At 64.1% G+C, this 20912-nt stretch carries 19 protein-coding genes; 5 read left to right on the top strand and 14 right to left on the bottom strand.

The window, feature by feature from the left end; all coding sequences use genetic code 11:
* Positions 1–8: 8 nt before the first annotated feature.
* The 14 genes from FNJ47_RS12040 to hutI form a co-directional block, all read right to left on the bottom strand.
* Positions 9–821, bottom strand: a complete 813-nt coding sequence (locus FNJ47_RS12040; RefSeq protein WP_274613199.1) for a CbbQ/NirQ/NorQ/GpvN family protein — start codon at positions 819–821, stop codon at positions 9–11.
* 49 nt (positions 822–870) lie between these two features.
* On the bottom strand, positions 871–1890 hold the full coding sequence (locus tag FNJ47_RS12035) for an alpha/beta fold hydrolase (RefSeq protein ID WP_163153286.1): 1020 nt from the start codon (positions 1888–1890) through the stop codon (positions 871–873).
* Between the two features lie 34 nt (positions 1891–1924).
* A complete protein-coding gene (locus tag FNJ47_RS12030) occupies positions 1925–3259 on the bottom strand; it encodes a purine-cytosine permease family protein (RefSeq protein WP_163153285.1) in 1335 nt (444 codons plus the stop codon).
* Positions 3260–3340: 81 nt separating this feature from the next.
* On the bottom strand, positions 3341–4378 hold the full coding sequence (locus tag FNJ47_RS12025; protein ID WP_163153284.1) for an aliphatic amidase: 1038 nt from the start codon (positions 4376–4378) through the stop codon (positions 3341–3343).
* Positions 4379–4407: 29 nt separating this feature from the next.
* Complete coding sequence (urtE, locus tag FNJ47_RS12020; protein WP_163153283.1) at positions 4408–5100, bottom strand: urea ABC transporter ATP-binding subunit UrtE; 693 nt, start codon at positions 5098–5100, stop codon at positions 4408–4410.
* Entirely contained in the window at positions 5093–5845 is a 753-nt protein-coding gene (gene urtD, locus FNJ47_RS12015; protein WP_163153282.1) for an urea ABC transporter ATP-binding protein UrtD, read from the bottom strand. Before urtD ends, urtE begins: the two co-directional genes overlap by 8 nt.
* Positions 5842–6981, bottom strand: coding sequence for an urea ABC transporter permease subunit UrtC (urtC, locus tag FNJ47_RS12010; RefSeq protein ID WP_163153281.1), 1140 nt, complete (start codon positions 6979–6981; stop codon positions 5842–5844). Before urtC ends, urtD begins: the two co-directional genes overlap by 4 nt.
* A 16-nt stretch (positions 6982–6997) precedes the next feature.
* A complete protein-coding gene (urtB, locus tag FNJ47_RS12005; protein WP_076866843.1) occupies positions 6998–7867 on the bottom strand; it encodes an urea ABC transporter permease subunit UrtB in 870 nt (289 codons plus the stop codon).
* A gap of 127 nt (positions 7868–7994) precedes the next feature.
* Entirely contained in the window at positions 7995–9245 is a 1251-nt protein-coding gene (locus tag FNJ47_RS12000) for a transporter substrate-binding domain-containing protein (protein ID WP_175068368.1), read from the bottom strand.
* A gap of 128 nt (positions 9246–9373) precedes the next feature.
* Positions 9374–10015, bottom strand: a complete 642-nt coding sequence (locus FNJ47_RS11995; protein WP_163153280.1) for an ANTAR domain-containing response regulator — start codon at positions 10013–10015, stop codon at positions 9374–9376.
* Positions 10012–11166 (bottom strand): transporter substrate-binding domain-containing protein, encoded by a 1155-nt coding sequence (locus FNJ47_RS11990; RefSeq protein ID WP_206685311.1) that lies wholly within the window; start codon positions 11164–11166, stop codon positions 10012–10014. Before FNJ47_RS11990 ends, FNJ47_RS11995 begins: the two co-directional genes overlap by 4 nt.
* A gap of 372 nt (positions 11167–11538) precedes the next feature.
* A complete protein-coding gene (gene hutU, locus FNJ47_RS11985; protein ID WP_163153278.1) occupies positions 11539–13206 on the bottom strand; it encodes a urocanate hydratase in 1668 nt (555 codons plus the stop codon).
* Positions 13207–13223: 17 nt separating this feature from the next.
* Positions 13224–14783, bottom strand: a complete 1560-nt coding sequence (hutH, locus tag FNJ47_RS11980; protein ID WP_163153277.1) for a histidine ammonia-lyase — start codon at positions 14781–14783, stop codon at positions 13224–13226.
* A complete protein-coding gene (hutI, locus tag FNJ47_RS11975; RefSeq protein WP_163153276.1) occupies positions 14780–15994 on the bottom strand; it encodes an imidazolonepropionase in 1215 nt (404 codons plus the stop codon). The genes hutH and hutI overlap by 4 nt, the downstream gene beginning before the upstream one ends.
* Before the next feature lie 85 nt (positions 15995–16079).
* Here hutI and FNJ47_RS11970 point away from each other — a divergent pair, with 85 nt between their 5' ends.
* The 5 genes from FNJ47_RS11970 to FNJ47_RS11950 all read left to right on the top strand — a co-directional run bounded on the left by FNJ47_RS11970 (position 16080) and on the right by FNJ47_RS11950 (position 20908).
* A complete protein-coding gene (locus FNJ47_RS11970; RefSeq protein ID WP_163153275.1) occupies positions 16080–17438 on the top strand; it encodes a formimidoylglutamate deiminase in 1359 nt (452 codons plus the stop codon).
* Positions 17435–18178, top strand: coding sequence for a histidine utilization transcriptional repressor HutC (gene hutC / locus FNJ47_RS11965; RefSeq protein ID WP_163153274.1), 744 nt, complete (start codon positions 17435–17437; stop codon positions 18176–18178). Before FNJ47_RS11970 ends, hutC begins: the two co-directional genes overlap by 4 nt.
* A 151-nt stretch (positions 18179–18329) precedes the next feature.
* Positions 18330–19274, top strand: a complete 945-nt coding sequence (locus tag FNJ47_RS11960) for an ABC transporter substrate-binding protein (RefSeq protein ID WP_163153273.1) — start codon at positions 18330–18332, stop codon at positions 19272–19274.
* A 78-nt stretch (positions 19275–19352) separates the two neighbouring features.
* The gene (locus FNJ47_RS11955; protein ID WP_163153272.1) at positions 19353–20126 is read left to right on the top strand and encodes an ABC transporter permease; all 774 of its coding nucleotides are present in this window, start codon (positions 19353–19355) and stop codon (positions 20124–20126) included.
* Positions 20123–20908, top strand: a complete 786-nt coding sequence (locus FNJ47_RS11950; protein ID WP_163153271.1) for an ABC transporter ATP-binding protein — start codon at positions 20123–20125, stop codon at positions 20906–20908. Before FNJ47_RS11955 ends, FNJ47_RS11950 begins: the two co-directional genes overlap by 4 nt.
* Positions 20909–20912 lie beyond the last annotated feature (4 nt).

Below are 20912 nucleotides of genomic sequence, written 5' to 3'. Positions count from 1 at the left end.
GTTTCCATTCACGCACAGGCCGAGATCACGTCGCGCAACGTGTTCCTGGTGTCGGCGTCATCGGTCAGGGGAACGACGATCGTGGTCTCGCATGCCTTCTCGAGGCTAATGCCGCATCCGATCAAGCGGCCGGCATTGACCAGCATCCGGGTCGAGGCGCCCTCGTCGAGACCTTGGCCCTTCAGGTTGCGGCTGTGCTGGGCGATCTTCACCAGGAGATCGGCGAGGTTGGGTTCGATGCCGGCCTCGCGCGACACCACCTCGGTTTCGGCCGGCCGGTCGGGATAGCCGAAATCCAGCGCCGCGAAGCGCTGCTTGGTGGATTCCTTGAGGTCCTTGATCGCGCTCTGGTAGCCGGGATTGTAGGAAATCACGAGCTGGAAGTCGGAATGCGCATGGATCAGCTCGCCACGCTTTTCCAGCGGCAGCACGCGCCGATCATCCGTCAACGGATGGATCACGACCGTCGTGTCCTGCCGCGCCTCGACGATCTCGTCGAGATAGCAGATCGCGCCAAGACGTACCGCCGTCGTGAGCGGCCCGTCGCTCCACACCGTGCCCTCTGCGTCGAGCAGCCACCGCCCCACCAGGTCAGCCGCCGTCATGTCCTCGTGACAGGCCACCGTGATCAGCGGCCGGCCGAGCCGCCAGGCCATGTATTCGATGAAGCGGGTCTTGCCGCAGCCGGTGGGACCTTTCAGCATCACCGGCATGCGGTTCGCATAGGCTGCGCCGAACAGTTCGACCTCATCCTTGAGCGGCCGGTAATACGGCTCCTCGCGGATGCGGTACTGGTCGAGCAGCAAAGCGGGATTGGACAAGCTCACGCCTCCCATGATCGCGCAGGCAGTCGTTCGCAATCGTTTGAGATCACGATGCGAGCAATTCCTTGAGCTTGGTGTCGATGAAGGCGACATCGACCGGATTGGTGCCCGGCCCGCCCGCGAAGTGGCCCCAGATCGACGGCACCGGCACGAACTTGGCGTTCGGTATGTTCGCGACCTCGTTCTCGCTGTCCTCCGGCGGGAAGTAGAGATCTGTCTGACCCGGCATGACGTAGGTCTTGGCCTTGATTGCCCGCAGCGCCGCCTTGAAATCGCCGTTGTAGATCTCGTTGGCGCTGATGTCGCCATTCTGCCAGGTCCACAGCATGGTGAGCAGGTTATTGGCGTCCTTCGGCAGGAAGAAGCCCTCCCAGAACGCCACCAGGAAATCCTCCAGCGACGAATAGCCCATCGTCTTGATGTCGAGCTGCTCGCGATAGAACGCCTGCGAAAAGCCCCAGCCGGCATAGACCCGCGCGGCGGCGCGCAGGCCGCGGGCCGGCTTGTCGGTGTACCAGCCCTCCTTCCAGGCGGCATCTGCCGTGAGAGCGGCCTTGACGCCTTCGAGGAACACATAATTGTGCCGCGAGCATTTGGCCGAGCCGCAGAACGGCGCCAAGAGATCCATCATGTCGGGATAGAGCGCGCCCCAATGGAACGTCTGCAAGGCGCCCATCGACCAACCGACCACCAGGCGGATGTGCTTGATGCCGAACTTCTCGGTCACCAGCCGGTGCTGGGCGCGCACATTGTCATAGGCCGTCACCTGCGGAAACCGCGGCCCATTATACGGCTCAGGCGTGTTGCTCGGCGACGACGACAGACCATTGCCCAGCATGTTGGGAATGATGATGAAGTACTTCGCCGGATCGAGCGCCATGCCCGGCCCGATCAGCCATTCATTGTCGTAGTGCTGGCCCGAGTACCAGGTCGGATAGACGATCACATTGTCCTTGGCCGCGTTGAGCTGGCCAAACGTCTTGTAGGCGAGCTTGCAGTCGCGGATGGTCGCGCCGCGCTGCAAGGTCAGATTGCCGAGATCATAGATCTGATAGTCGACGCTCATTGATGTACCCTTCTTGCTTGATTGAGCTGATCGCTTACGCGGGACGCGCCACCTTCTCTGTCGACGACTCCACCCGCGCGATCGCCCCGTACACGATACCGGCGACCAGCGCGGCTGATATCGCAGTGGACAGCGCCGGCATGAGATTTTCAACCGCAAAGGCGCACAGCGACCCGATGCCCCAGGCAATGAACGGCTTCGCACGCCAGTCCACGTCCGCTCGCGCTCCGGCACGCAACAGATACTGATCGACCAGGATGATCGCGCCGATCGGCGGCACGAGGATGCCGAGCAGCGACAGGCACTGGATGAAGAACGCCCAGACATTGCCCGCGGCGACAACGATGCCGATGGCGCCGAGGATCACGGCCATCAGGCGCATATTGGTGCCGAGGATGCGCGACCAGCCGGTGGCCGCGTTGTACAGGCAGTGCGAGCAGACCGAGCCGAGATTGGCGTAGAGGAAGATGAACGCGAGGATGCTGAGCCAGGTGAGCTGCTTGCCGTTCATGTAACCGAACATGTTATCGACGCCGAACGGATTGGCGTTCGGCACCGCGAGCGCGGCCGTCATCACGCCGCCAACCAGCATCGCCACCAGATTGGCGAACGGAAACGCGCTGAACGTGGCGACCAGCGATGCCCGTGGACTCGGTGCCCAGCGGTTGAAGTCCGCAGTCACCGTGCCGGCGTCGATGAACAAAGCGAGCACCACCGTGAGACCGACACCCATCGACATGCTGGCTACGCCGTTATTGCCGGCATAACCGAAGATGGCCGCGGCTGTCGTAGTTGAGGCGGCATCTGCCGCGACCCAGAGGCCGAGAACGACGAACAGCGGAACCGACGCCAACCCGATATAGTGCAATCCCTTCACACCGACGAAGGTGATGGCGATATAGAGCACGCCTGCGACGATGGTCATCGCCACATAGTTGAGGCCGTAAGTCGAGGAGATCAGAGCGCCGGTGATGCCGGTCTGCACCGCGTACCAGCCCAGCAGCAAGGTCGACAGCAGACCCGACGCCAGCACATAGCCCTTCTTTCCGAACACGATGCTGGCGATCAGCGCGAAGTTCATGCCGCGCCGCGTGCCGATCAGGCCGAGCGCGCCGACATAGGCGAACATGATCAAATTGCCGACGATCATCGCCACCAGCGCATTCTTGAAGCCCATGCCGAGCACCAGCAGTGATCCGGTCATCGCGCCGGTAATGATCATGGGAAAGCCCAGCCATACCATCATGACCGAGAAGGCGCTGCGCCGGGCGCTGATCGGCACCGGCTCGTGTTCGAATTCATGGCCGAGAAGATCGTCGATCTGCCCCTCGGTCTGCTGAACCAGTCCGTTGTCCGTTTGGCTGCTCATGGTAACCCCCGTTTCCCTTTGCAACAGTTTCAGAGCCACGCCGGCGCAAACGATCGCGCCGGCGCAGCCCGGTTTTTCCGATCAGCGATGCGCGACCTTCTGGTTCGGAATGCCCTCGATCGGACATTCGTCGGTTCCGACGGTCGGCCGGGTCATGGCTTCGACCATCTCCCGCGTGCCCTCAGGGTCCGTGATCCAGTTCTTGTAGAATGTGTAGGGGCAAACCGCGTGACCGCGATCGCCTTCGCCTGAGTTGATCAGGCCGGTATAGCCGCGGTGCATCAGCTTGAAGAGATGGTTCTGCGACTGCATGTTGCGGCGGGCGTCGCGGATCAGCGACACCGAGAGCTGGGCGTACTGGATGCCGTTCTCCTCGGTGCCGCACTCGCCGAGCGTGCGGCCGTCGAAGCCGATCAGCGCGGAATGGCCGAAGTAGGAATAGACCCCGTCGAAACCCGAGGCGTTGGCGACCGCCACGTAGCAGTTGTTGGCCCAGGCCATCGACTTCGAGATCTGGATCTGCTGCTCCTTCGCCGGATACATGTAGCCTTGGCAACGGACGATCAATTCGGCGCCGCGCATCGCGCAGTCACGCCAGATCTCCGGATAATTGCCGTCGTCGCAGATGATCAGGCTGATCTTCAGCCCCTTCGGGCCATCAGAGACGTAGGTGCAATCGCCGGGATACCAGCCCTCGATCGGCACCCACGGCATGATCTTGCGATACTTCTGAACGATCTCGCCCTTGTCGTTCATCAGGATCAGGGTGTTGTACGGCGCCTTGTTCGGATGCTCCTCATGGCGCTCGCCGGTCAGCGAGAACACGCCCCAGACCTTGGCCTTGCGGCAGGCGTCGGCGAAGATGCGGGTTTCCTCGCCCGGCACGGACGAAGCCGTCTCGTACATTTCCTTGGAGTCGTACATGATGCCGTGGGTCGAGTATTCCGGGAAGATCACGAGATCCATGCCCGGCAGGCCGAGCTTCATGCCCTCGACCATCTTGGCGATGTTGCGCGCGTTATCCAGCACCTCGGCCTTGGTGTGCAGACGCGGCATCTTGTAATTGACCACGGCGACGCCGACCGTGTCCTTGCTGCTCGATATGTCTCCATGCAACATGTCTCGACTCCCTTTCTTGAATATTCCCGCTACACGGCCATGTGCAGCTGGATGAGATCATCGGTGAGCTCACCGATCGCACCCTTGGCGACGACGCGTCCCTTTTCGAGCAACGCGAAGCGGTGAGAGGCGCGCCGCGCGAACGCGACATTCTGTTCGACCAGCACGACCGTGATGCCGCGCTCGCGGTTGAGGCGGGTAATCACGTCCTCGATCTGCTCGACGATGTTGGGCTGGATGCCCTCGGTCGGCTCGTCCAGCAGGATGACCTTGGGCTGGGCGAGCAGCGCACGGGCGATCGCAAGCTGCTGCTGCTGGCCGCCGGAGAGATTGCCGCCGTAGCGATTGAGAAAATCCTTGAGCACCGGAAACAACTCGAGCACCCACTCCTCGATGCCGTTGGCCGATTTCGCGGCGAAGGTTCCGAGCGTCAGATTCTCCCGCACAGTGAAGCGCGGCAGGATTCCACGCCCCTGCGGCACGTAGGCGATACCGGCCTTGGCGCGCTGATGGGTGCGCAGCGGCGAGATGTCGGCGCCGTCGAGCGACAGCCGTCCCGTGCACCGGTCCATCAGGCCGAGGATGCTGCGCATCAGCGTGGTCTTACCGACGCCGTTACGGCCGAGCACCGCGAGGAATTCGCCGTTGCCAACCATCAGGTTGATGCCCTGCAGGGCGCGGCTGTTGCCGTAGAAGGCGTCGACGTCGGTCAGCTCAAGCATGGCTGATGCCTCCCGATCCCAAATAGGCGCGGCGGACTTCGGGGTGCGCCTCCACCTCCGCGGCGGTGCCTTCGGCGAGCATCTGGCCCATATGCATCACCGAGATGACGTCGCCGATCGCCTTGACGAAGCCCATGTCGTGCTCGACAACGATCAGCGTGTGCTTGCCCTTCAGCCGCGCGAACAGTTCGGCGGTCTTGCGGGTCTCCTGCGCCGTCATGCCCGCAGTGGGCTCATCCATCAGGATCAGCTCGGCGTCCTGGGCGACCAGCATGCCGATTTCGAGCCACTGGGTCTGGCCGTGCGACAGATAGGCGGCCGGGCGGTCGAGCTGGTCGGTGAGCCCGACCAGCTCTGCAAGACGTTCGACATCAGCGCGACCGGAATTGCCGATATTCCAGCGCAGATTGCCGAGCACGGAGGTGCGACGCGCCCGTGCCACTTCGAAATTCTCGCTCACCGAAAGCTCGCGGAATACGCTCGGCACCTGGAACTTGCGGCCGACGCCGGCGCGGGCGATCTCGTATTCCTCGAGATCCTGCAGCGCAGTGCCGTCAAAGCTGACGGTGCCCGCGCTCGGCTTGACCTTGCCGCAGATGATGTCCAGCGCCGTGGTCTTGCCGGCGCCGTTCGGGCCGATCAGGCAGCGCAGCTCGCCCTTGCGCACGCTCATGTTGAGCGCGTTGAGCGCCTTGAAGCCGTTGAAGCTGACCGAGACGTCGCGAAGATCTAGATGGGAGCTCATGTGCTGCCCTCCGTCTGGCCGACGCCTTGCGCAACGCCGCGACCGGCAGCATGGCGGCGCTGCACGATCCAGCGCAGGACGACCTGCGCTAGGCCGGCGAGCCCCTTCGGCAGGAACAGCACCACGAGCACGAACAGCGCGCCCATCACCAGTGTCCAGGTTTCCAGGAACGCTGCGGATTCCGACAGCGCGCCCTGCATGCCCGCCACCAGCACCGCGCCGAGGAATGCACCGACCAGGCTCTGCCTGCCGCCGACCGCACACCACACCACCACCGAAAGCGAAAGCTGCACGCCGAGGAAGGTCGGCGAGGCAAATTCCATCACCACCGTGTAGAGCATGCCGGCGAGGCCTGCGATCGCCGCCGACAGCGCGAACACGAAGATCTGGTAGAGCGCAACGTCGTAGCCGAAGTAACGCACCCTGCTCTCGTGGTCGCGGATCGCCTGCACGATCAGGCCGGCCTTGGTCCTTGTGAAGGCAAAGGCCACCAGCAGGCTGAGCAGGACACAACCGGCGACGAGATAGTAGGTAGCGCGGCCATAGGCATCGAACGCGACGCCGAAAATCTCGAGCTGGGCCAGATCGGTGATGCCGTTGAAGCCACCCGTGTAGCTCTGCTGATCGATGATCACGAGATTGATCACCACCATGGTGGCGAGCGTGATGATCGAGACATAGACGCCGGTGACACGTCCGCGAAACATGAACCAGCCGAGTGCCGCCGCGACCAGCGCCGGCACGATGAGGCCCGCGGCGATGGCGAAGGACAGCGAGCGGAACGGCTCCCAGAACCACGGCAGATGCTGGACGTTGTTCCAGACCATGAAGTCCGGCAGCCCGCTCGCGCCCGTATGCACAGGCACGGTCTTGAGCTTCAGCGCCATCGCCATGGCGTAGGAGCCGAGCCCGAAGCTCATCGCCTGGCCGAGGTTCAAGATGCCGCCGAAGCCCCAGGACATGCCGAGCGACACCGTGAGGATGCCGAGCACCAGATAGCGCGCGACCTTGTTGAGCAGAAAATCATTGTTGAGCAGCACCGGGAGCGCGAACACCACGGCGCAGACGATCAGCAACGGTGCAAGCTGCGCGATCAGGCGCTGCAATCCGCTGGAGTGAGGAACATGCGACGGCATAGATGAGCGATCTGTCTCAGGCCCGCACGCGTGCGGTGAAAAGCCCTTCGGGGCGGAAACGGATGAGGACGACGATGGCGAGCAGCACGATCGCCTTGGCCACCGTGTCGTTTTGAAGGAAGGCGATGCCGCCGGAGAGCTCGCCGAGGATGAAGGCGCTCGCGACGGTGCCAGCGAGGCTCTGCACGCCGCCGAGCACCACCACCATGAAGGCATCGACCACGTAGCCGGTGCCCATGTCGGGAGAGACGCTCTTCAGCGGCGACACCAGTGCACCGGCAAGTCCCGCAAGACCCGCGCCGTAAGCAAAAGTCAGCGCATAGACCCGTTTGGCGTTGATGCCGAAGGAAGCTGCGACCGAACGGTCCTGGATGATGGCGCGGAGCTTCATCCCCACTGTCGTGCGATTCATCAGCAACCAGGTCGCCCCGAACAGCGCGATCGACACCACGAACAGGAACACGCGATAGGACGACACCGGGATGCCGAACACGCTCATGCTGTCGGACAGCGCCGGCGGCAGCTGCACGTAGCGCAGCTCGCTGCCGACCATCAGCCGCACCGCCTGTTGCAGCATGATGCCGACGCCCCAGGTCGCAAGAATCGTATCCAGCGGCCGGTTGTTGAGCAGGCTCAGGACGTAGCGTTCGATAACCCAGCCGAATGCGGCCACCACGAGGAAGATCGGAACGAGGCTCGCCAGCAGGCCGAGCCCGAGATAGGTGTGAAACACCCAGGCCGCGTAAGCGCCGAGCATCACGAACTCGCCATGGGCGAGATTGATGATGCCCATCGAGCCGTAGATGATCGACAGGCCCAGCGCGACCAGCAGCAGGATCGATCCGATGCTGAGGCCGGTGACGATTTGTTCGATGAATTGGTCCACGTCGGGATCCGCTTTCGATATTCGTTGGTACGCCCTGCCCCTCGCGCGCATCTTTACGAGGGGCCGTATTCGTTGCGGGAAGCTGGCCGCCGGCGCCGCACGCCGACGGCCGTTGTCGCCCCCGTCGTCAGCTCTTCTCGACCAGGCCCTTCTCGGTGCAGGACTGCCCGGGATAGGCCGCGTAAGGCACCGGCTTCAGCCAATCCTTGGCCTCGACGAGAATCTCGAACTGGCCGTTCGACTTCGCCTGCGCGATCTTGGGCCACAGCCAGGTGTGCAGATTCTCCGGCTCGATCCGGACCTTGCCCTGCGGCGCAACCATTTCCTGGCCCTTGACCGCGTCGCGAATGTTCGGCGGCGTGAGGTCACTGGTCGCAAGCTTCTCGACCGCCTGCTTGAACAGATAGGTCTGGAAGTAGCAGGCCTCAGACACGAAATGCGTCACCTTGTCGGCGCCCCAGCGCTTCTTGTAGGCCTCGACGAACTTCTCGTTCTCCGGCGACTTGTGCACCATGAAGTAGGGCGCCGACGTGAAGTGACCGGCGGCAGCCTCGCCGCCCATCGCAGCGACCTCGTTCTCGGAGGTCGTGAGGCTCGCCATCGGCATCTTCTCGGGATCGAGGCCGGCAGCCTTGTATTGACGGTGCAGCGCCACCACGGAATCGCCGACCACCGTGGAGAAGATCACGTTCGGCTGGGTCGAGCGGATCTTGTTGATGACGGAAGAGAATTCGGAATGGCCGAGCGGCACATACTCTTCCGCCACGACCTCGCCGCCGAGCTTCTCAAGCAGCTTCTTGCAGTAGTTGTTCTCTTCTTTCGGATAGATGTAGTTCGAGCCGATCAGATAGAACTTCTTGCCGAATTTCTTGACCAGCCAGGGCACGAACTCGTCCTGCTGCTGGTTCGGCACCGCGCCGGTGTAGATCACGTTCTTCGAGCACTCGCGGCCTTCATAGAGCGTCGGATACCAATAGAGATTGTTCTGCCGCTCGAACACCGGAAGCACCGCCTTGCGGCTGGCCGAGGTGTAGGAGCCGAACACGCTGACGCATTTGTCGCCGACGACGAGCTTGCGCGCCTTCTCCGAGAAGGTCGCAGGATCGGACGCAGGATCCTCGACGATCGGCACGATCTTGCTGCCCTTGATGCCGCCCGCGGCATTGATTTCCTCGATCGCAAGCAGCGTCGCCTTGTTGAGCGACTCCTCGATGATCGCGGTCGTTCCCGTCAGCGAGAACAGCACGCCGACCTTGATCTCGCCGCCCGCGGCGTAAGCGAGGTCGGCATTCTTGATCCAGATATGCGGCAGTCCGGCGCCGGCAAACGCGCCAAGCGCCGCGGTATTCCTCAGCAAAGTCCGCCGTGAAATGCTCATCCCTAGCTCCCTTCAGGACTGAAAAAACAAAAAGCCCTCCCGATGCGCGCTTACGCGAGCATTGGGAGGGCTTTGTTGCCGGTTGTGTCGAAGGCGGCGCTGTCGCCGCCGAACCCCGCTATTGGGGCTTACTGTTGATGATCGTAGCCAAGCAGTTCGAACGAGTCAACAATCGCCGCAGCGACTGCGCTTGCCGACACGCGACGATCCATCGCCTGCCGTCGGATGAAGCCATAGGCTTCGGTTTCCGGCATCTGCCGCGTCGCCATCAGAATCGCCTTGGCGCGTTCCACCGTGCGCATCGAGCGCAGATTGTCGTCGAGCTTCTCGATCTTGCTGCGCAGTCGCCGTTCGTAGCTGAACTGGCTGCGCGCCAGCACGAGGCTGGACAGCACTGCGTTCTGCGTGAACGGCCGCGGCAGAACGGCGTTGGGCGTCGCATGACACAGCGCGTCGGCGTGAACCGCTTCCGTCGCCGGCAGGATCACGACCAGCGCCGAACGCGCATCGCCGGGAATCCACGGCAGGCGCCGTGCGAGATCCGGGGAATATTCGCAATACACCACGTCGGCATCGGCCGGCACGCTCTCCGGCATCGGCCAGACCTGACGCACCCGCATCCTGAACCGCTGCAATTCGCGCAGCAACATGCCGACCTGATCGTCGACCGGCGCGACCACGACGGCCGACAGATCGGCGAGCTCCTGAACCATGGTCTTGCGCCCGCCGACGTCTCGGCTCAGCGTCGGCTTACGCGACATCTCGTTCATTGGACGCTTCCTGTTTGCGTTGCGCGACCATATCCGATCAGGAACGGATCGGCATGCACCGGCTCTTTTGACTGACTGACGACATCGAACTGGCCCTGGCGGTTGGCGCGCCCGATGCGGGTCCACAGATCGGTATGCCCCGACATCGGGTTGACGGTGACAGCACCTTGCGGTGCATCAAAGCTGGTGCCGAACACCATCGAGCGGAGCACTTCGGTGTCGAGCGAATTGACCTGCTGAAGCGCTTTCGCGAACAGATGCAGCTGGAAATAGGATGCTTCGGCGCACATGTTGGTGGAGATATCGGCACCGAACCGCTTCTTGAAGCGCTGCACAAACGCGTTGTTGGCGCTGCCCTCGACGCCCTGGAAATACGATGCCGCCGTCACGTGTCCTTCACCGACGTCGAAGCCCATGGCGGCTATTTCGGCTTCCGTCGTCGTCAGACTGGCGATCGGCACCTGCTTTGGATCGAGCCCGACATTCGCGTAGGCCTGATAGAGAAAGACGGTGCCCTCTCCAACGACGGTCGAGAAAATCACGTCTGGCCTGACACGCTTGATGTCCTGGATGATCGGCACGAAGTCCTGCCAGCGTGCATAGACGTTGACGTAGCGTTCGCCGACGACCGAGCCGCCATTGCTCTTGAGCAGTTCCCGCATCACCCGGTTGGATTCGCGCGGATAGATGTAATCCGATCCCACGAAATAGAACCGTGTTCCGAACGTATCCATCAAATAGCGGCACAGTGCGAGGCTGTTCTGGTTCGGCGAAGCGCCGGTGTAGATAACGTTGGGTGACGCCTCGAAGCCTTCATAAAGCGTCGGGTACCAAAGCAGGCCGTTCAGCCGCTCGACCACCGGCAGCACGGCCTTGCGGCTCGACGAGGTGTAGCAGCCGAAGATGGTGCTGACCTGATCCTCGACCATCAACCGCTTGGCGTAGTGGCCATAGGCCGCCGAATCCGATCCGGGGTCATAGGCAACGGGAACCAGCTCGCGGCCGCAGACGCCGCCCGCCTCGTTCACCTCCTCGATCGCGAGTTGCGTGCCCTGATACTGGGTCTCCTCGATCACCGACATGAAGCCGGTGCGCGAGAACAGCACGCCTATCCGCCAAGGAGCGGACGTTGTTTGGGTAGGGTTCGACATGATCAGGCCCTCGACAGAATTGGAGGGACGAGAGGGATTATTGTTCTTGTTGCTCTCGAACAGCATTGCCGGGAGCGGAAGATTGCATGTCATCTGCCGCGAGACAAGGACCCTCGCCGCTCATCCTGTCAGCGACGCTGACGCGAAAGCAGGCAGATGAGGAAAAGTCGCCAGCAATCGATCACAGGTGCAGCGCGCCACGGATCGTCTATCTCCGGTAGCTGTACCACCGGTTGCAAGACAGGTCCGGCCGGTTACCGTGCGTACATCAACCGGAAGGTTGAGAGCCGCAAGGAGATTGCTCGCTAAGCTCCACACCCCAGATCAGGAGATGCAGCCGGCGGCGAGCAACTCCCGAACCATGGACCCGCGTCAGCCCAGGCTCGGCAGGTCGAGCCCGTTGGCGCGCGCGCAGTCGATCGCGGTGTCATAGCCGGCGTCGGCGTGACGCATCACACCTGTCGCCGGGTCGTTCCACAGCACGCGCTCGAGCCGGCGTGCCGCCTCGGGCGTGCCGTCCGCAACGATCACCATGCCGGCATGCTGCGAATAGCCGATACCGACGCCGCCGCCATGGTGCAACGACACCCAGGTGGCGCCGCTCGCACAGTTGAGCAGCGCATTGAGCAGCGGCCAGTCGGACACCGCATCGGAGCCGTCGCGCATCGCCTCGGTCTCGCGGTTCGGGCTTGCCACCGAGCCGCTGTCGAGATGATCGCGGCCGATCACGATCGGCGCCTTGAGCTCGCCGCGCGCCACCATCTCGTTGAAGGCAAGGCCGAGGCGATGCCGGTCGCCGAGACCGACCCAACAGATTCGCGCCGGCAGTCCTTGAAACTTGATACGCGCCTTCGCCATATCGAGCCAGTTGTGCAGATGGCTATCGTTCGGCATCAGCTCCTTGACCTTGGCATCGGTCTTGAAGATGTCCTCGGGATCCCCCGACAGCGCCGCCCAGCGGAACGGACCGACACCGCGGCAAAACAGCGGACGGATATAGGCCGGCACGAAACCCGGAAAATCGAACGCCTGCTTCAGGCCCATGTCCTTGGCCATCTGGCGGATATTGTTGCCGTAATCGAGCGTCGGGATTCCCTGCGCGTGAAAATCCAGCATGGCCTGGACGTGATCGACCATCGAGGTCTTGGCGGCCGTCTCGACCGCCTTCGGGTCGGCGGCACGACGCGCTTCCCAATCGGCGAGCGACCATCCTTTCGGCAGGTAGCCGTTGATCGGATCATGCGCACTTGTTTGGTCGGTGACGATGTCCGGCCGCACGCCGCGGCGCACCAGTTCCGGAAAGATCTCGGCCGCGTTGCCGAGCAAGCCTACCGAAACGGGTTTCCGAGCTACGGCAGCATCGGCAATGATTGCGAGGGCTTCGTCGAGCGTCGTCGCCTGGCGATCGAGATAACCCGTGCGCAGCCGCATCTCGATGCGGCTCGGCTGGCATTCGACGGCGAGCATCGAGGCGCCGGCCATGGTCGCGGCCAGCGGTTGGGCGCCACCCATGCCACCCAGGCCCGCCGTCAGGATCCATTTTCCGGCGAGACTGCCGCCGTAGTGCCGGCGACCGACCTCGACGAACGTCTCGTACGTCCCCTGCACGATCCCCTGGCTGCCGATATAGATCCATGAGCCCGCCGTCATCTGGCCGTACATCATCAGGCCTTGCCGATCGAGTTCGTTGAAATGATCCAGCGTCGCCCAATGCGGCACCAGGTTCGAATTCGCGATCAACACGCGCGGCGCGTCCGCATGCGTGCGAAAGATTCCGACCGGCTTGCCGGACTGCACCAGCAGCGTCTGGTCGCCTTCGAGCTTGCGCAAGGAGGCCGCAATCCGGTCAAAGCTCTCCCAGTCGCGCGCCGCGCGGCCGATGCCGCCATAGACCACGAGCTCGCTGGGACGCTCCGCGACATCAGGGTCTAAATTGTTCATCAGCATGCGCAGCGGCGCTTCGGTCAGCCAGCTCTTCGCGCTGATGTCGGCGCCGCGGGGAGCACGGATGATACGTTCGTTATCCAGTCGGCGATTCATGACGGATGTCCTGTCGGCTAAGCAAGTTTTGGAAATGGATCGGTCGAAAGGGCCGCAATCGCGGCAGCGGGCAACGCGTCGGCCTCGATCAGCCTCGCTGCCCGCGCCAGATCATCGGCCATGTAGCGGTCCGCCGCGAGCGCCGGCACATGCGCACGCAACGCGGCGATAACGGCGGCGAGCGGCGCGCTGGTCGCATGCGGCGCGCGCAGTGAGATGCCCTGCGAAGCCACCAGCAGCTCGATGCCGAGGATGGCGGCAAGATTGTCGGCCATGTCGGACAGCCGGCGCGCGGCATGCGCGGCCATCGAGACGTGATCCTCCTGATTGGCGCTGGTCGGCGTGGAATCGATCGAACACGGCATCGCACGCTGCTTGTTCTCGGCATAGAGCGCGGCCGCGGTGACCTCAGCGATCATGAACCCGGAATTGATGCCGGGCTCCGGCGTCAGGAACGGCGGCAGGCCGAAGTTCAGGGCGGGGTCGACAAGGGTCGCGATCCGCCGTTCGCTGGTCGCACCGATCTCCGAGAGCGCCAGCGCGATCTGGTCGGCGGCGAACGCCACCGGCTCGGCATGGAAATTGCCGCCTGAGACAATCTCGCCGGTCTCGACCAGAACCAGCGGATTGTCGGTCACGGCATTGGCTTCAATGGTCAGTCCGCGCGCGGCTTGCGCGAGCAGATCGAGCACGGCGCCCGCGACCTGAGGCTGGCAGCGCAGGCAATATGGGTCCTGCACGCGCTCGTCGCCTTCGAGATGCGATTGCCTGATGTCGCTGCCGTCGAGCAGCGCGGTCAGGGCCGCAGCCGCGGCGATCTGCCCGTCATGGCCGCGCAGGGATTGAATCTCGGGACGAAACGGCACCGTAGAGGCCATCGCCGCGTCGACCGATAGCGCACCAGTCACCAGCGCGGCACAGGCCAGACGATGCGCGCGCAGCAGGCCGGAGATGGCGTAGGCGGTGGAAAACTGCGTGCCGTTGATCAGCGCGAGTCCTTCCTTGGGACCGAGCGTCAACGGCGCAAGGCCGGCGGCGGCCAGCGCTTCGCCACCCGGCACGATCTTGCCATCAAGGAATGCCTGCCCTTCCCCGATCATGACCGCAGTCATATGCGCCAGCGGCGCCAGATCGCCGGAGGCGCCGACCGAGCCCTGCTGCGGCACCAGCGGTGAGACGCCGTGGGCCAACATGCCCTGCAACTGCTCGATGACATCACGCCGCACGCCGGATGCGCCGCGGCCGAGCGAAATCACCTTCAACGCCATCATCAGGCGCACGATCGGCTCCGGTGTGGCAGGGCCTACCCCGCAGCAATGCGACAGGATCAGGTTGCGCTGAAGCAGTGCGGTCTGATCGGGCGCGATGCGCGTCGACGCCAGCTTTCCGAAACCGGTATTGATGCCGTAGACGGGAACGTCGATCTGCGCGGCCTTCGCCACGATCGTTGCAGCCGCCTCGACGCGCGGCCAGAACGATGGATCGAGCACGATGGGTGCGCCGGCGAGCACACGCGCCAGCACGTCGAGGCCAACTGTTCCGGGGGTTACGACATCAGGCGCGACCGGATCGCTCATTGCCCCCTCCACACCCGGCGGTGCAGCGGATTGAATCCGATGCGGTAAACCAGTTCGGCCGGACGCTCGATGTCCCAGATCGCCAGGTCACACCATTTGCCGGCATCTAACGTGCCGGTCTCGGCGAGCACGCCGAGCGCGCGCGCACCTTCCCGCGTCACGCCTGTGAGGCATTCCGCGACGGTCATCCGGAACAGGGTTGCACTCATGTTCATCGCCAGCAACAGCGAGGTCAGCGGCGAGCTGCCGGGATTGCAGTCGGTCGCCAGCGCCATGTGCACGCCGTGCTTCCGGAACAGCTCGACCGGCGGCTTCTGCGTCTCGCGAATGAAATAGAACGCGCCGGGCAGCAGCACCGCCACGGTCCCCGCCTTCCGCATCGCGACCGCACCGGCTTCATCCGTGTGCTCCAGATGATCGGCCGACAGCGCGGCGAATTTTGCGGCGAGCGCCGCGCCGCCGAGATTCGACAGCTGATCCGCGTGCAGCTTGACGGGCAATCCGAGCGCGCGCGCTGCCTCGAACACCCGCGCCGTCTGCTCGGCAGAAAACGCGATGCCCTCCATGAAACCGTCGACCGCATCGGCAAGACCGGCCTTGGCCACCGCCGGCAGCATCTCGTTGCAGACCAGATCGATGTAGCGGTCCTTGTCGCCATCGGCCTCTGGCGGCAGCGCATGCGCACCGAGAAACGACGTGCGGATGGCAACCGGCCGCTCGCGGCCGAGCCTGCGTGCGGCCGCCAGCTGCCTCATCTCGGTCTCGGCATTGAGGCCATAGCCGGACTTGATCTCGACGGTGGTTGCACCCTCGCCGATCAGCGCGTCGAGCCGCGGCAATGCGCCGGCGACGAGCTCGGCCTCGGTCGCCTTGCGCGTCGCGGCAACGGTCGAGACGATGCCGCCGCCCGCGCGCGCGATCTCCTCATAGCTCGCGCCCTTCAGGCGAAGCTCGAACTCATGCGCGCGATTGCCGCCGAAGACGAGATGGGTGTGGCAATCGACCAGTCCCGGCGTAATCCAGCGGCCGGCACAATCGATCCGTTCAACGGCGTCCGCATCGACGGGAAAATCCGACTGCGTGCCTGCATAGACGATGCGGCCGTCGCGCGCTGCGATCAGACCCTGCTCGATCTCACCGAGATCGGCGCGATCGCCACGCATCGTGGCGACCCGGGCGTTGTGCCAGATGCGGTCGAAACGCTCTGCCATGTGATCGTCCCCTCGAGCTGGGATGCTTGACTTATATGTCTAGACATATAATCGTGCCCGGGTTCTGTCCAGCCGGCATGGAAAAATGACACGCCTGCATTTCGCATTCGCGCTGCTGCCTGCGGGCTGGGCCAATGATGTGCAAGTCGTCATCGCCGACGGCGCGATCGCCTCAGTAACGCCGGGCGTTGCGCCCGCCGTCGATGACGAACGCCACCAATTGGCGGTTCCGGGATTGGCGAGCCTGCACAGCCACGCATTTCAGCGCGGCATGGCCGGCCTTGCCGAATTGCGCGGCGATACGACCGATACGTTCTGGACCTGGCGCGAGACGATGTATCGCTTTGCGCTAGCGATGACGCCGGACGATGTCACAGCCGTTGCGACGCTGCTCTATGTCGAGATGCTCGAGCGCGGCTTTACCCGCGTCGGCGAGTTTCACTATCTCCACCACGATCGCGACGGTTCGCCCTACGCCAATCCTGCCGAGATGGCCGTGCGCATTGCGGAGGCGACTGATGCCTCCGGCATCGGGCTCACGCTGCTGCCGAGCTTTTATGCCCACGGCACCTTCGGCGGCGCAGCACCGCATGCCGGGCAGCGCCGCTTCATCTGCTCGGTCGATCAGTTCGCCGCGCTGATGGCAGCTTCGCGCGAGGCGATCCGGACTCTCCCTGGCGCCAACATCGGCGTTGCCCCGCACAGCCTGCGCGCAGTGGCGCCCGACGAGCTGGCGGCGATCATCCCGCTTGCCGGGGCGGAGCCGATCCACATCCACGCCGCCGAACAGGTGCGTGAGGTCGAAGATTGCATGGCCTGGTCAGGCCAACGGCCGGTGCAATGGCTGCTCGAAAACGCCCCGGTCAATCAGCGCTGGTGCCTGATTCACGCAACCCACATGACGGAGCAGGAAGTCACAGCGCTCGCCCGCAGCGGCGCCGTGGCCGGCCTCTGCCCCGTCACCGAAGCAAGCCTCGGCGACGGCATCTTTTCCGCGCGCGAATTCCTCGCCGCCGGCGGCCGGTTCGGCATCGGGACCGATTCCAACGTGCTGATCGGCGTCGCCGACGAGCTTCGCCAACTCGAATACGGCCAGCGGCTGAAGCACCGCGAGCGCAACGTGCTCTCGGGGCGTCTCGGCGCATCTACCGGCCGCGCTCTGTTCGATCACGCGCTCGCGGGCGGCGCGCAGGCTCTGGCGCAAACCAACGCCGGGCTTGTGTCCGGCGCGCGCGCCGACATCGTCAGCCTCGGCACCACACACCCGTCCCTGGCGGGGCGATTGGGCGATGCCGTCCTCGATGGCTGGCTGTTTGCAGCCGGAGGCGACGCGATCGATTGCGTCTGGGCCGGCGGCGACAAGGTTGTCGCCGGCGGACGGCACCGGTTGCGCGACATGGCACGCGAGCGGTTCAATGCGTGCGTCCGAAGGCTCGTGGCATGAGCCTCGCTTCCGATCAGGCCAGACCGGGCGCCGCCGAAAAACCGACGCTCTACAAGCGGATCCGGCTCGACATCGAGACGCGGATCCTGACCGGCGAATGGCCGCCGGGCCACCGCATTCCCTTCGAGCACCAGTTGATGGCGCGCTATCGCTGCTCGCGCATGACGGTGAACAAGGCGCTGTCGGAACTGGCGCAGGCCGATCTGATCGAGCGGCGGCGGCGCGCCGGCTCATTCGTGCGCCGTCCGCAGCATCTGTCGGCGGTGCTCAAGATCGCCGACATCCGCGCCGAGATCACCGCGCTCGGCCGCAGCTACGGCTATCAACTGATCGATTGCCGGCGACGCACCGCGACCGCAGCCGATCGCGCCCGGCTCGGCGTGAGCACGGCAGGCAAGGTGATCGTGATCGCCTGCCGGCACAGCGCCGACAATGTTCCATTCGCCGTCGAGGACAGGCTGATCGATCTCTCCACGGTTCCGGAGGCCGCAACTGCGGACTTTTCACACGAACCGCCGGGATCGTGGCTGCTGCATCACGTGCCGTGGACCGAGGCCGAACATACGATCAGCGCTGTCGTTGCAGACGATCGCACAGCCAAGGCGCTCCACATCGCTGTCGGCTCGCCCTGTCTCGTGATCGACCGCTACACCTGGCGCAGCGCACGCACGGTGACGGCGGTGCGGCTGCATTATCCAGGCGAGACGCACCGGCTGGTGGCTCGCTTCAAGGGAGGCTGAGGACGCCTTGCGCGGCATATTTCATGCAATGCATCATGGGCCACCATCCGCCGACAGGCTTCGTGCGGCAATCCGCCGCGACTGACGTGAAGACATCACTGACATGACGACATCAACTGGGTTCAATCCATCGTTCAAGGGGTCGACAATCATGCTTTCGTTCAAGCTATTGCCTGCAATCGCAGTGTTGCTCGCGTCCACCGCCGCGTCAGCGGATGACGTCAAGGTCGGCGTCGGCATCTCCGGGTGGACCGGCTTCGCGCCGCTGACGCTCGCCAAGGAAGCCGGCATCTTCAAGAAGAACGGCCTCGACGTGACCTTGAAGAAGATCCCGCAGAAGGACCGCCATCTCGCGATTGCCTCGGGCGACATCCAGTGCGCCGCGACGACGGTGGAGACCTGGATCTCCTGGAACGCCAATGGCGTTGCGACCAAGCAGATCTTCCAGCTTGACAAGAGCTATGGCGCCGACGGCATGGCCGTGCGCAATGACGTCGCCGCGATCAAGGACCTCAAGGGCAAGACCGTTGCGGCATCGGCGCCGGGCACCTCGCCCTATTTCGCGCTGGCCTGGATGCTGAAGAAGAACGGCCTCACGGTAAAGGACGTCACCGTGGTCAACCTGGAGCCTGCTGCTGCGGCGCAGGCTTTCGTCTCCGGCCAGAACGACGCCGCGATGACCTACGAGCCTTACCTATCGACGGTGCGGGCCGCGCCCGACAAGGGCAAGATCATCGCCACCACACTCGACTATCCGATCGTGATGGACACATTCGGCTGCACCCCGAAATTCCTGACCGACAATCCGAAGGCGGCGCAGGCGCTGGCCAACAGCTATTTCGAGGCGCTCGACATGATCGCCAAGGATCAGGCCAAGGCCTACGAGATCATGGGCGCCGACGTGAAGCAGTCCGGCGAGCAGTTCGGCAACTCGGCAAAGTATCTGCGCTGGCAGGACAAGGCCGCCAACCAGAAGTTCTTCGCCGGAGACTTCCTCACCTTCAACAAGGACGCCGCGGAGCTGCTGCTCGAGGTCGGCATCATCAAAGCCGCGCCGAAGATCGAAGACATCTACGACGCGAGCTTCATCAAGTAGCCCAGCAACGAATTTGGCCGATCCCGCCTCGCAACACCGCGGGCGGGATCAGCGCATGAGATACGCCCGGATCAATTGATGCGTCCCCTCGAACCCACCACATCGAAGCGGCGCGTGGCCTATGGTCTCGCCTTCTTCGTGCTGTTCGTCGCCCTCTGGTCGTGGGCAACGTTCGGCGGCCATGTGTCGAAGACCTTCCTCGCCAACCCGCTCACGATGGTGCAGGAGGGCTATGAGCTGCTCGCCAGGCAAGGCTTCCTGTTCGACATCGGAATGACGATCTGGCGCGTGATCGGCGGCTTTGCCCTTGCCGCCGTCATCGCGGTGCCGCTCGGCGTGCTGATGGGGGCCTACAAGCCGGTCGAGGCCTTCCTCGAACCGTTCGTGTCCTTTGCGCGCTATCTGCCGGCCTCGGCCTTCATCCCGCTGCTGATCCTGTGGGCGGGCATCGGCGAGCTGCAAAAGCTGCTGGTGATCTTCATCGGCGCGGTGTTCCAGATCATCCTGATGGTGGCCGTCACTGTCGGCGCCACGCGGCGCGACCTGGTCGAGGCCGCCTACACGCTCGGCGCGCGCGACAGCGGCATCATCCGCCGCGTGCTGCTGCCCTCCGCCGCGCCCGAGATCGCAGAGATCCTCAGGCTGGTGCTCGGCTGGGCCTGGACCTATGTCATCGTCGCCGAGCTGATCGGCTCGTCGTCGGGCATCGGACACATGATCACCGACAGCCAGGCACTGCTCAACACCGGCCAAATCATCTTCGGCATCATCGTCATCGGGCTGATCGGCCTGATCTCCGACTTCCTGTTCAAGGCCTTCAACGCCTGGCTGTTCCCATGGAAGTTCGCATGACCGTGCTCAGGATCGATCAGGTCTCGCGAACCTTCCCCGCCCGCGCCGGCCACGCCCCGACCCGCGCGCTCGAACCGACCACGCTCGATGTCGGCGACAACGACTTCGTCACCATCCTCGGCCCCTCCGGCTGCGGAAAGTCCACCCTGCTGCGGATCATCGCCGGGCTCGACCGGCCGACCAGCGGACGCGTCACCCTCGACGGCCGCGAAGTCACTGGCCCCGGCGCTGATCGCGGCGTGGTGTTTCAGTCCTACACGCTGTTTCCCTGGCTGACCGTGCGCGAGAACATCGCCTTCGGCCTGCGCGAGCGCGGCGTTCCGCAGGCCGAGCGCCACGATATCGCCGACGCCTTCATCCGGCGGGTCGGACTGTCGGGCTTCGAAAATCACTGGCCCAAGCAGCTGTCGGGCGGCATGCAGCAGCGCACGGCGATTGCCCGGGCGCTGGCCAACGATCCCAAGATCCTGCTGCTCGACGAGCCGTTCGGCGCGCTCGACAACCAGACGCGGGCGCTGATGCAGGAGATGCTGCTCGGGATCTGGGAACGCGACCAGAAGACGGTGCTGTTCGTCACCCACGACATCGAGGAAGCGATCTTCCTCGGCAGCCGCGTCATCGTCATGAGCGCGCGCCCCGGCCGCATCAAGGCGGAGATCGCGGTCGACCTGCCGCATCCCCGCTCCTACAAGATCAAGACCACGCCGGAATTCGTCGCGCTCAAGGAGCGGCTGGTCGAGGAAATCCGCACCGAAGCCTTGAAGGTTGCCGAACAGGCCTGACGAC

This window comes from Bradyrhizobium uaiense (assembly GCF_010811875.1).
In the GTDB taxonomy this organism is placed as follows: Bacteria; Pseudomonadota; Alphaproteobacteria; order Rhizobiales; family Xanthobacteraceae; genus Bradyrhizobium; species Bradyrhizobium uaiense.
The sequence above is the reverse complement of the archived record's forward strand: the minus strand, read 5'-3'. Positions and strand labels throughout refer to the sequence as shown.

Coding starts and splice junctions, on each gene's coding strand:
- FNJ47_RS12035 (WP_163153286.1), bottom strand. CDS start 1,890: ATGAGCGTCGACTATCAGATCTATGATCTCGGCAATCTGACCTTGCAG.
- FNJ47_RS12030 (WP_163153285.1), bottom strand. CDS start 3,259: ATGAGCAGCCAAACGGACAACGGACTGGTTCAGCAGACCGAGGGGCAG.
- FNJ47_RS12025 (WP_163153284.1), bottom strand. CDS start 4,378: ATGTTGCATGGAGACATATCGAGCAGCAAGGACACGGTCGGCGTCGCC.
- urtE (WP_163153283.1), bottom strand. CDS start 5,100: ATGCTTGAGCTGACCGACGTCGACGCCTTCTACGGCAACAGCCGCGCC.
- urtD (WP_163153282.1), bottom strand. CDS start 5,845: ATGAGCTCCCATCTAGATCTTCGCGACGTCTCGGTCAGCTTCAACGGC.
- urtC (WP_163153281.1), bottom strand. CDS start 6,981: ATGCCGTCGCATGTTCCTCACTCCAGCGGATTGCAGCGCCTGATCGCG.
- FNJ47_RS12000 (WP_175068368.1), bottom strand. CDS start 9,245: ATGAGCATTTCACGGCGGACTTTGCTGAGGAATACCGCGGCGCTTGGC.
- FNJ47_RS11995 (WP_163153280.1), bottom strand. CDS start 10,015: ATGAACGAGATGTCGCGTAAGCCGACGCTGAGCCGAGACGTCGGCGGG.
- FNJ47_RS11990 (WP_206685311.1), bottom strand. CDS start 11,166: ATGTCGAACCCTACCCAAACAACGTCCGCTCCTTGGCGGATAGGCGTG.
- hutU (WP_163153278.1), bottom strand. CDS start 13,206: ATGAATCGCCGACTGGATAACGAACGTATCATCCGTGCTCCCCGCGGC.
- hutH (WP_163153277.1), bottom strand. CDS start 14,783: ATGAGCGATCCGGTCGCGCCTGATGTCGTAACCCCCGGAACAGTTGGC.
- hutI (WP_163153276.1), bottom strand. CDS start 15,994: ATGGCAGAGCGTTTCGACCGCATCTGGCACAACGCCCGGGTCGCCACG.
- FNJ47_RS11970 (WP_163153275.1), top strand. CDS start 16,080: ATGACACGCCTGCATTTCGCATTCGCGCTGCTGCCTGCGGGCTGGGCC.
- hutC (WP_163153274.1), top strand. CDS start 17,435: ATGAGCCTCGCTTCCGATCAGGCCAGACCGGGCGCCGCCGAAAAACCG.
- FNJ47_RS11960 (WP_163153273.1), top strand. CDS start 18,330: ATGCTTTCGTTCAAGCTATTGCCTGCAATCGCAGTGTTGCTCGCGTCC.
- FNJ47_RS11955 (WP_163153272.1), top strand. CDS start 19,353: ATGCGTCCCCTCGAACCCACCACATCGAAGCGGCGCGTGGCCTATGGT.
- FNJ47_RS11950 (WP_163153271.1), top strand. CDS start 20,123: ATGACCGTGCTCAGGATCGATCAGGTCTCGCGAACCTTCCCCGCCCGC.